General features: G+C 71.0%; 1 protein-coding gene. It reads right to left on the reverse strand.

All coding sequences use genetic code 11. The annotated features are described in order from the left end of the window. The coding region (locus tag HUW62_RS43190; RefSeq protein ID WP_176437764.1) for a non-ribosomal peptide synthetase at positions 1–8842 on the reverse strand (8842 nt) is incomplete at both ends.

The raw sequence follows: 8842 nt of genomic DNA on the forward strand, positions 1-8842 counted from the left end.
GCGTGGAGACGGGGGGCGGAGGGCATTCCCAGGCGGTGCAGTCGATGCAGGCCTCCGTCGGCCCATACTGGTGGACGAGCCGGGCGCTCAGCCTGGAGCCGAAGCGCGCGTGCAGCTCGTGGGTGAGGGGCTCGCCGCCGCAGAAGACGAAGCGCAGCGACTGGCAGTGCTCGACGTCCGGCGTCTGCAGGAAGGCGCTGAGGGGGGCGGGGCCGAAGTGCAGGTGGGTGATGGCGTGGCGCCTCACGGTCCGCACCAGATACTCGGAATCTCTCTGGCCCCCGGGGCGGGCGAGCACGAGCCGGGCCCCGGTCAGCAGGGGCGCGAACATCTCCCAGACGGAGATGTCGAAGCTGAAGGAGGCCTTCTGCAGGAAGGCCTCCTGTGGCCCCATGGGAAAGTGCCGCTGGCGCCAGTGCAGGTGGTTGATGACGGCGCGGTGGGCCACCTGGACCCCCTTGGGAAGGCCGGTGCTGCCCGAGGTGTAGATGACGTAGGCGGGGCTGAGGGCCTCGGGCTCTGGCAGGGCGATGCCCTGGGGCGAAGGCAGTGCGTCCAGCGCGTCCAACCGCAGGAGGGGGACCTGGGTGGAGGGCAGGGCCTGGAGCAGGTCGGAGCGGGTGAGCAGCAGCTTCGCGCCGCAGTCCTTGAACATGAAGGCCAGGCGCCCGGAGGGGTATTCCGGATCGAGCGGAACCCAGGCCGCGCCAGCCTTGAGGATGGCGAGGATGGCGACGACCAGCTCGCAGGAGCGCTCGAGGCAGAGGGCGACACGGGTGTCGGGGCCGGCGCCCAGCGAGCGCAGGTGCAGGGCCAGGCGCGTGGAGTCCTCGTCGAGCTGGCGGTAGGTGAGGGTGGCGGACTCGGAGACGAGGGCGGTGGCCCCGGGCGTGCGCCGCGCCTGGGCCTGGAAGAGCGAGTGGAGCGTGGCCTCGCGGGGGAAGTCCGCGCGTGTGTCGTTCCAGTCGACGAGCACCTGGTGGCGCTCGTCGGGGGTCAGCAGGGGCAGCTCCCGCAGGGCGGTGTCGGGACGGGCGGTGACGGCCTCCAGGAGCACCTGGAAGTGGCGCATCAAGCGCGCCGCGGTGGCCGGGTCGAACAGGTCGGTGCTGTAGGTGAGGCCGCCGCCGAAGCCGTCCGGGCCTTCGGCGAGCGCGAGCGTCAGGTCGAACTTCGTCGTGGTGTGCTCCTGCTTCTCCTGATGCAGGGTGATGCCCGGCAGATGGAGCTCCCCGGTCGGGAGGTTCTGCAGAACGAACATCACCTGGAAGAGCGGAGTGCGGCCCAGGGAGCGCTCCGGGGCGAGCTCCTCGACGAGCTTCTCGAAGGGGATGTCCTGGTGGGCGAAGGCGCCGAGCGTGGTCTCCTTCACGCTCGCCAGCAACTGGCGGAAGGAGACGTTGCCCTCCAGGCGCGTGCGCAACACGAGCGTGTTGATGAAGAAGCCGATGAGGCCCTCCAGCTCCCCGCGCCGGCGGCCGGCGATGGGCGAGCCGACGGTGATGTCCTCCTGACCCGAGTAGCGCGAGAGCAGCAACTGGTAGACGGCCAGCAGGGCCATGAAGGGAGTGACGCCCTCCTTCTGGCACAGGGCCTTGAGCGCCTCGGACAGCCGGCGTGGCAGGCGCACGGGGTACGAATCGCCGCGGTAGGACAGGAAGGCGGGACGCGGCCTGTCGGTGGGCAGCTCCAGTACCGGCGGCGCGCCGCTCAGGTGCTGCTTCCACCAGCCCAGCTGCTCCTCCAGCACCGCGCCCTTGAGCCAGCCTCGCTGCCACACCGCGTAGTCGACGTACTGCACCGGTAGCTCCGGCAGGGCCACGGGCCGGCCCTGGCGCAATCCCTCATAGATGGCGCCCATCTCACGCACCACCACACCCATGGACCAGCCATCGGAGACGATGTGGTGCATGTTGAGCACCAGCAGGTGCTCGTCGGCGGCCAGCTTCAGCAGCGTCGTCCTCAGCAGCGGGCCGGTCTCCAGGTCGAAGGGACGCACTGCCTCTTGCTCGGCCCTGCGTCGCGCTTCGGCTTGACGCTCGGCCTCGGGCAGACTGCTCAGGTCCACCCGCTCCAGCTTCGAGGAGCCCACCGGGAGGATGATCTGCACGGGCGCGCCGCCCTCGGTGCGGAAGACGGTGCGCAGGGATTCATGACGGCGGACCAACTCCTGGAAGCTGCGCTCCAGCGCATCCTCGGACAGGGCCCCCTTCAGCGTCAGGACGATGGGGACGTTGTAGAAGGCGCTGCCAGGCTCCAGTTGATGCAGGAACCACAGGCGCTGCTGCGCGAAGGACAGCGGCAGCACGCCATCGCGGGAGGCGCGCGTCAGCGCTGGCATCCGGGCGTCCCCCTCGCCAGTGGCCTGGAGGGTCTCGATGCGCGGCGCGAGTTGCTCCACGGTGGGGGCCGCGAAAAGCGCCCGCAGGGGCAGCTCCACCTGGAAGGCCTCGCGCACGCGGGAGATCAACTGGGTGGCCAGCAGCGAGTGGCCCCCCAGCTCGAAGAAGTCATCGTGAAGGCCTACCTGCGAGACGTTCAGCACTTCGCGGAAGATGGCGGCGAGCGCGTGCTCTGTGGGGGTGTGCGGGGCGGCGAAGGACTCGGGCTCGGCCGTGCGCAGCTCCGGAACGGGAAGCGCCCTGCGGTCCACCTTGCCGTTGGCCGTCAGCGGCAGGGCGTCGAGGAGCACGAGCACCGAGGGCACCAGGTACTCGGGGAGCTTCTGGCGCAGGGCGTCCCGGAGCGCCGAGACGTCCGCCCCCGGGGCGACGAGGTAGGCCACCAGACGCTTGTCGCCAGGCGAGTCCTCGCGCACCACCGCCACCGCCTCCCGCACCTGCGAGAACTGGCGCAGGGCGCTCTCCACCTCGCCCAGCTCGATGCGGAAGCCGCGCAGCTTCACCTGCCCATCTCGGCGGCCCAGGAAGTCGAGACGGCCGTCCGGAAGGAAGCGCGCCAGGTCGCCCGTGCGGTACAGCCGCGCACCGGGCACGGTGCTGAAGGCATCGGGGATGAAGCGCTCGGCGGTGAGCTCCGGCCGGCGCAGGTAGCCGCGCGCGACACCCGCTCCGCCGATATACAGCTCACCCGTGACACCCACGGGCACCGGCCGCAGCCTCGCATCGAGGATGTAGAGCGCCGTATTGGCGATGGGTCGGCCAATGGGGACGGCCCCATGGACCAGGCCGCTCTCGTTCAAGTCATGGATGGAGCAGCCGACCACCGTCTCGGTGGGGCCGTACTCGTTGATGAGGCGCACACGCGGGGCCAGCCGGCGCCAGCGCTCCACGGTGGCGGCGGGCAGGGCTTCGCCACCGACGACGAAGGTGCCTTCCTGGAGGGCCAGCTCCTGGGCGGACATCAGGTCCAGCAGGGCCTGGAGGTGGGCGGGGGTGAGCTTGACCAGGCCGTGGCGGTGAGTGCGGAGGGACTGGGCGAGGGCCTCCAGCTCATTGCCGGAGGGCAGCAGGTGCACGGAGCCGCCAGCCAGCAGCGGCGCGAAGAGGCTGGTGAGGGTGGCGTCGAAGGCGACGGAGGTATGCACCGGGGCGCTCTGCCCGGAGGACACGCGGTACTCCTGGAGTGCCCACGCGAGGTAGTGGGCGATGCCCCGCTGGGTGACCATGACGCCCTTGGGGCGGCCGGTGCTGCCGGAGGTATAGAGGACGTAGGCGAGGCTTTCGGCCGTCACCCTGGAGTCAGGAGGCGATCGCGGCTGGCGTGCGAGCAGCCGCTCATCCGCGTCGAGCAGCACGTACAGCTCACCTCGCGAGGGCAGCTCGTCCGCCAGGTGCTCCAGGGTGATGACGACCGGGGCCGCCGAGTCGGCCAGCATGAAGCCGAGGCGCTCGGAAGGGTAGGTCGGGTCCAGCGGAACGAAGGCGCCTCCCGCCTTGAGGACGCCGAGCATGGCCGTCACCAGCGCCAGGGAGCGCTCCAGGAAGAGCGCGACGAGGGTGTCCGGGCCGATGCCCAGTGAGCGCAGGTGGTGCGCCAACTGGTTGGCGCGGGCGTCCAGTTGGGCATAGGTGAGCGAGTCGTCGCCGAAACGAAGGGCCACCGCGTCCGGAGTGTCGCGGGCCTGGGCTTCGAAGAGGTGGTGGATGCAGCTTTCGCGGGGGAAGTCGCGGGCGGTGGCGTTCCACTCCACCAGCACCTGACGCTGCTCCTCCTCGGACAGCAGCGGCAGGCAGGACACCGGCGTCTCGGGCCTTGCCGCGGCGGCCTCCAGCACCGTGCCCAGGTGCCGCATCAGCCTGTCGATGGTGGCGGGCTCGAAGAGGTCGGTGCGGTACTCGCACGTGCAGGCCAGGCCCTGCGCCGTCGGGATGATGGAGAGGGTGAGGTCCAGGCGCGAGGCGGCCTCGTGGGTGCCCTCGGGCGTGAAGGTGAGGCCGGGCACCTTCAGGACGGTGGTGGGCTGGTTCTGGAGCACCAGCTTCACCTGGAAGAGGGGCGCGCGGCCGAGGCTCCGCTCGGGGTTGATGACCCTGACCAGTTCCTCGAAGGGCAGGTCCTGGTGGGCATAGGCGTCCAGGGCGGTGGCTCGCACGCGGCCGAGCAGCTCGCGGAAGCTCGGGTCTCCGCCCACCTGGGCGCGCAGCGCCAGCTGGTTGATGAAGAAGCCGATGAGGCCTTCGGTCTCCGCGCGGTTGCGGTTGGCGATGTCCGTGCCGATGACGAAGTCCTCCTGCCCCGAGTACCGGGAGAGGACCACCTCGAAGCCGGCGAGCAGCACCATGAAGAGCGTCGTGCCCTCTCGGTGGCCGAGGGCCTGGAGCGAGTCGGCCAGTGCGCTCGGCAGCACGCGCGTGTGAAGCGCTCCCCGGAAGGACTGGATGGCGGGGCGGGGCCTGTCGGTGGGCAGCTCCAGGGCGGCGGGCGCGCCTTCCAGGTGCTTGCGCCACCAGGAGAGCTGGGCGTCCAGTGTCTCCCCTTGGAGCCACGAGCGCTGCCACACCGCGTAGTCGGCGTACTGCGCTGGCAGCTCCGGCAGGGGCGAGGGCTGGCCAGCGCGGAAGGCCGCGTAGTGGGCCGCCATCTCGCGCACCAGCACGCCCATGGACCAGCCGTCGGAGACGATGTGGTGCTGCACCAGCACCAGCAGGTGCTCCTCGGCGGCCAGCTTCAGCAGCGTCGTCCTCAGCAGCGGGCCGGTCTCCAGGTCGAAGGGACGCATCGCCTCCTGCTCGGCCCTGCGTCGCGCCTCGGCTTGACGCTCGGCCTCGGGCAGGCCGCGCAGGTCCACCCGCTCCAGTTGCGCCGAGCCTCCCGGGAGGATGACCTGCACGGGCGCGCCGCCCTCGGTGCGGAAGACGGTGCGCAGGGATTCATGACGGCGGACCAGCTCCTGGAAGCCGCGCTCCAGCGCGTCCTCCGACAGGACTCCCCTCAGCGTCAGGACGATGGGGACGTTGTAGAAGGCGCTGCCAGGCTCCAGTTGATGCAGGAACCACAGGCGCTGCTGGGCGAAGGACAGCGGCAGCACGCCGTCGCGGGAAGCGCGCGTCAGCGCGGGGACCCGGGCGTCCCCCACCTGAGTGGACTGGCGGGCCTGGATGCGCAGCGCGAGCTGCTCCACGGTGGGCGCCTCGAAGAGCGCCCGCAGGGGCAGTTCCACCTGGAAGGCCTCGCGCACGCGAGAGACCAGCTGGGTGGCCAGCAGCGAGTGGCCTCCCAGCTCGAAGAAGTGGCCGCGGGCGCCAATCGGATTCAGGTCCAGCACCTCCTCGAAGGCGCGGGCCACCTCCAGCTCCATCGCGTTCCGAGGCGCGACAAAGGCCTGCTCCAACTGCTGGTGAGAAGCCTCCGGAGCGGGCAGGGCCTTGCGGTCCACCTTGCCGCTGGGTGACAGGGGGAGGGCAGGCAGCGTGACGAAGGCGGAGGGCACCATGAACCCTGGCAGCCGCTGCGTCAGGGAGGCTCGCAGGGCCTGGGTGTCCAGGGCGACGGAAGCGGCGGGCACGAGGTAGGCCACCAGCCGTGCGCCGGCGGCCCCGTCCTCGCGGACCACCACCACGGTGTCGGCCACGTCCGGGAGGGTCCGGAGGGCGGCTTCGATTTCACCCAACTCGATGCGGAAGCCGCGCAGCTTCACCTGGAAGTCGACGCGGCCCAGGTACTCCACCGTGCCGTCGGAGCGCCAGCGCGCCAGATCGCCGGTGCGGTAGAGCCGCGCGCCCGGCGTGTCGCTGAAGTCATCCGGGACGAAGCGCTCCGCCGTCAGCTCCGGGCGACCCAGGTAGCCGCGCCCCACCTGCACGCCGCCGATGAACAGCTCGCCCGGCACGCCGATGGGAACGGGCCGCAGGTGCGCATCCAGCAGGCGGAGCTGCGTGTTGGCGACGGGACGGCCAATGGGCACCGAGTGGTACGGCTCGTCGCGCACGCACGGGTGGAAGCTGACGTCGACCGCGGCCTCGGTGGGGCCATAGAGGTTGTGCAGGCCCGCCCCGGGCAGCCGCTGAAGGCAGCGCCGCGCCAGCTCCAGGGGGAGGGCCTCGCCACTGCACACCACCCGTTGAAGCGAGGTGCACCGCTCCAGCCCCGGCTCCTCCAGGAAGGCCTGGAGCATGGAGGGCACGAAGTGCAGGGTGGTGACGGTCTCCTCCGCGATGAGGCGCACCAGATACGTCGGATCCTGGTGGCCACCGGGCTTCGCGACCACCAGCCGCGCACCCGTCATCAACGGCCAGAAGAACTCCCAGACGGACACATCGAAGCTGAAGGGCGTCTTCTGCAGCACCGTGTCGGCCGCCGTCAGCCCGTATGCGTCCTGCATCCACAGCAGGCGGTTGACGACGGCGCGGTGGGCGTTCATCGCCCCCTTGGGCCGGCCAGTGCTGCCCGAGGTGAAGATGACGTAGGCCAGCGCATCCGGTCCCGCGAGCGGCGCGAGCCGGTCCGCCCGCCGGCGGGCCACGGTGGACCACTCCGTGTCCAGACACAGCACCTGGGCGGAGTGGGGCGGCAGGTTGGCCAACAGGTGCTGCTGGGTGAGGAGCACCGGAGGGGTGGTGTCCTCGAGCATCCACGCGAGGCGCTGGGCCGGGTAGGCCGGGTCGAAGGGGACGTAGGCACCACCGGCCTTCAACGTGGCCAGCAAGGCGACCACCATTTCCAGCGAGCGCTCGAGGAAGAGGCCGACGCGCACCTCGGGGCCGACGCCCAGCGAGCGCAGGTGCCATGCGAGCTGGTTGGCGCGCTCGTCGAGCTGCCGGTAGGTGAGCGTCGCGCCCTCGAAGGCGAGGGCCACCGCGTCCGGCGTGTGCTCCACCTGGGCTTCGATGAGGGTGTGGAGGCAGGCCTCGGGCGGGTAGTCGGCCCGGGCGCCATTCCACTCGCGGATGAGCGTGTGGCGCTCGGGCTCCTCCAGGAGCGGCAGCTCCGACAGGCGAGCCTCAGGCCGGGCCACGGCGCCGCGCAGCAGCGTCTGGAGGTGGCCCAGCAGCCTCGCCACGGTGCTGTCGTCGAAGAGAGCCGTGCTGTACTCCGCGGTGAGCCGGAGGCCGCGCGGCTCCTCGGCGGCGAGCAGCGTCAGGTCGAACTTCGTCGTGGTGCTGTCCTGATTCTCCTGACGCAGGGTGAGGCCTGGGAGCTGGAGCTCCCCGGCCGGGACGTTCTGCAGGGCGAACATCACCTGGAACAGGGGCGAGTGCCCCAGGGAGCGCTCCGGGGCGAGCTCCTCGACGAGCTTCTCGAAGGGGATGTCCTGGTGGGCGAAGGCGCCGAGCGTGGTCTCCTTCACGCTCGCCAGCACTTCGCGGAACGAGGAGTCGCCGTGCAGCCGCGTGCGCAGCACGAGCGTGTTGACGAAGAAGCCGATGAGGCCCTCCAGCTCGGCCATGCGCCGGCCCGCGATGGGCGATCCCACGGTGATGTCGTCCTGACCCGAGTAGCGGGACAGGAGCACCTGGAAGGCGGCCAGGAGCAACATGAAGGGCGTGACGCCCTCGCGGCGGCCGAGCGCGGTCAGCGACTCGGACAGCTCGCGCGGCAGCGTGATGGACTGCGTCGCCCCCTGGTAGGTACGCGTGGCCGGACGGGGCCTGTCGGTGGGCAGTTCCAGCAGCGCGGGTGCGCCTTCCAGGTGCTTGCGCCACCAGTCGAGCTGGGCCGCCAGGACCTCGCCCTGGAGCCACGAGCGCTGCCACACCGCGAAGTCGGCGTACTGCACCGGCAGCTCGGGCAGGGGCGAGGGCTGGCCGACGGAGAAGGCTTCGTAGAGGGCGGCCACCTCACGCACCAGCACCCCCATGGACCAGCCGTCGGTGATGATGTGGTGCATGTTGAGCAGCAGCACGTGCTCGGAGCCGCTCAACCGCACCAGGGTGGTGCGCAGCAGTGGGCTGGTCGCGAGATTGAAGGGCGAGCTCGCATCCTGCTCGGCGAGGCGTCGGACCTCGGCTTCCCGCGCCGCGTGGGCGGACAGGTCCACCACCGGTATCGATAAGTCCCCGGGCGGCGAGATGACCTGCACGGGCCGGCCGTTGGTGTCTCGGAAGGAGGTGCGGAGGGACTCGTGGCGACGGACGAGCTCGGAGAGGGCGCGTTGGAGAGAGGAGACCTCCAGGGCGCCCGTGAGGCGCAGAGCCGCGGGCATGTTGTAGGCGGCGCTGGAGGGCTCGAGCTGGTCGAGAAACCAAAGGCGCTGCTGGGCGAAGGACAGCGGCAGCGCGTCCGTCCTGGGCGCCCGGGTGAGCGGAGGCAGCCAGACACCCTGGCCCGCCTGGAGGGCGGCGTCGATGCGCTGGGCGAGTACGGAGAGGGTGGAGGCCTCGAAGAGGGCGCGCAGGGGCAGCTCCACCTGGAAGGTGGCGCGGAGGCGCGAGACGAGGCG

This window comes from Myxococcus sp. AM011 (genome assembly GCF_013372595.1).
In the GTDB taxonomy this organism is placed as follows: domain Bacteria; phylum Myxococcota; class Myxococcia; order Myxococcales; family Myxococcaceae; genus Myxococcus; species Myxococcus eversor.